Origin of the sequence: Nocardioides sp. NPDC058538 (genome assembly GCF_042719275.1) — a bacterium.
In the GTDB taxonomy this organism is placed as follows: Bacteria; Actinomycetota; Actinomycetes; order Propionibacteriales; family Nocardioidaceae; genus Nocardioides.
Map to the genome: position 1 here is coordinate 2,213 of NZ_JBHXNY010000070.1, position 2,932 is coordinate 5,144.

At 71.4% G+C, this 2,932-nt stretch carries 1 protein-coding gene; it reads left to right on the forward strand.

What is annotated here, in order from left to right; genetic code table 11:
- A partial coding sequence (locus ACFWQC_RS28115; RefSeq protein ID WP_378686071.1) for a hypothetical protein occupies nt 1-2,932 on the forward strand: 2,932 nt, incomplete at both ends.

Genomic DNA, 2,932 nt, shown 5'->3' on the forward strand with positions numbered 1-2,932 from the left:
GTGGCGAAGCCGGTGGCGGAGCTGGTGGCGGTGGCGAGACTCGCCTCGAGCTGGTGGCGACGTACCCCTACACCGACGCTGAGGGCACGGTCCTCTACGACATCCGCCGGTGGCGCGGTGGCGTCGCGAAGTACAGCGCGCGGAGCTTCGACAAGAACGGCCGTCCGCGGAAGGGGATGCCCGCTCCCGCGCGCCGGGTGCTGTACCGGCTGCCCGAGGTCCTGGCCGCTGACGTCGTCTACGTCGACGAGGGGGAGAAGGACGCCGATTCGACCTCTGAGGCGCTCGTAGAGGCCGCTGAGAGCTCCTCGGCGGCCACCAGCGCCCCATTCGGCGCCGCGGACACCCAAGGGCGCGCAAAGAGCGTTTGGTTGCCCCAGTTCACGGAGGCGCTGCGCGGCAAGATCGTGCGGATCATCGTTGACCGCGATCGCGCTGGCTACGCCCACGGGCTGCACGTGCATGACAGCGTCGTCGACGTCGCCGCCGCGGTGGAGCTCCTGGAGCCGGCCGAGGGCAACGACGCCACGGACCACTTCGCCGCCGGCCGCACGCTGGCGGAGCTGGTGCCGCTGACGCGTGAGGAGCTGGTGGCGAAGCTGGCGGAGTTCGCCACGGCGAAGGCCGCTGGCGAAACCCATGGCGCTGGCGATGGCGAACCCGGTGGCGATGGCGAACCCGGTGGCGATGGCGAAACCGATGGCGACGCGGCCGCGGTGGCGAAGCCCGTGGCGAAGGGTGGCGAGATGGCGAAGGGCTCGCCGGCGGTTGGCGAAACCCGTGGCGGAGCTGATGGCGAAACCGCCGCCGAGGATGGCGAGCCGGCGAAGCTCTACGAGTTCCCTCGCCAACCTCCCGCCGGCCGTGCGGGCGTGCCCGTCTTCGAGGAGCGCGCCGGCCGGATCTACGAGGTTCGGTGGAAGAAGGACCAGAGCGGCCGCTGGGTCGAGGATCTGCTCGAGGTCCTCGGCTGCGACGTCGAGATGGTCACTCAGGTTCTCGGCGGCCTGGTCGGTGAGGAGGAGGCCGACAAGGCCGCGGCCTCGAAGCTCGAGCGGTTCGAGCTGGTGGCGCGCCACCCCGAGACGGGTGAGGAGCTGCTGCTCAGCGTCGAGGCCAAGGAGTGGCGAAACGGCGACTGGCTCGAATCGCTGTGGCCCGACGTCGAGTACTCGACCACCCGCGACGGCCGCGCCAAGATCGCCCGCGCCGTACGCCAGCGCTCGAAGAACGTCACGCGCCTCGCGGAGCACAAGGCGACCGGCTGGCGGGATCTGCCGGGCCTGGGCCGCGCGTTCGTGCACGCCGGCGGCGCGATCACCGCGGCCGGCCTGGTGCCGACCCCGTCGAAGTTCGTCGGCCCGCCGAAGAACTACTACCTGCCGGCGCCGCCCACTACGCCGGCGGAGCTCGAGGCGGCCGCGGCTCACTCGATCGGCCTGTTGACCGACGAGGAGCTGCTGCCCCGCATGGGCCTGGTCCTGGCCGGCGCGGCCTACCGGGCCTGCCTGGGCTACTCGGAGTTCGTGCCCGTCTTCGTCGGCAACCCCGGCTCCGGCAAGACGGCCTTCTCGATCGTGCTGGTTCAGCACTTCAGCGGCTCCCGGATCAAGAAGTCGCGTGAGGCCAACGTCCAGATGGACCCCGAGCACGGCGGCACCCCGAAGTTCGGCATGAAGCTGCTGAACCGGGCCTCTGACGTCGTGATCGCCTACGACGACTTCGCCCCCGACAAGAGCCCGCTCGAGGCGGCCTCGCGGATGGGCAGCTTCATCCGAGCTGCCTTCAACGGCGCCGGCCGCCCGAAGCTGGACCGCACCGGCGACCCGATCGAGGGCGAGCCGCCGCGGGGCATGGCGCTGCTGACCGCCGAAATGCTGCCGTCTGTGCCCTCGGCGCGCGAGCGGATGCTCAACGTCCCCTCCCAGTGGAGCAAGGTCCAGCTCGCCAACAAGCACACCCTGATGCGGTTGCAGTCGGCAGAGGCCGCGGACGCCCGCTCGTCGTTCCTGTCGGCGCTGATCCAGTGGGCAGCTCGTCGCGACCCGATCAAGCTGACAGAGACGCTCGAGCGCTGGCAGCTCCTGGCCTCTGACCGCCTGGGCAGCCTGGGCTTCGCCACGCGTACCTCTGAGCACGTCGCGCGGCTCTACGCCGGGTGGCGGGTCGCTGCTCAGGTGATGATCGACGGCGGCGTGTGGACGGAGGCCGAGGGCAAGGAGTTCGTGAGCTCGAAGGTCTGGCCCGCGTGCATCGAGGCCGCCCACGCCGACACCGACGCCGACGAGGAGCGCGACCCGGGCAAGCTGTTCTTGCGGCTGCTGGGTGAGTCGCTGATCGGGCAAGACGGCCACGTCGTCGACGACGACGGCAAGGTGCCCGAGGGCCTGGAGCCGACCGCGTGCGGCTGGCGCCCCGGCCTGGCCGATGACGTGTTCCTTCCCAGCGGCGTACGGATCGGGTACGTACGCCCGAACCCGCGCACGGGTGAGCTGCGGCTGCTGCTGCTGCCGAAGGCCGCGGCGGCCGTGGCGGCGAAGTCGGCAGAGCAGGCCGGCATCAAGCTGGGCCTGACCGTGCCCGGCATCTCTCAAGCGCTCGCGGCTGCTGGTGCGGGTCTGCTGACCGCGACGGAGGGCAACAAGACTCAGCTCATGGCGCGACGCCGGATCGCCGGCATCCTCGAGCGCGTGTGGGACCTTCCGCTCTCGGCGGTGTGGGGATCGGGCGAAGAGACGCCCTACGGCGAGGACGGCGGCAACGATGGCCCGCCCGAGGACGGTGGAGACGCGCCGGCACCGACGACGTCGCCGGGCGGTGTGGTGACCAAGCTCGAGGAGCTGGCCCCGTGCGTTGGCTGTGGTGAGCTGGCATCGCGCGCCCTGGACGGGGCGCCGCTGCACCTGGCCGAGTGTGACGCGCCGGCGACGTC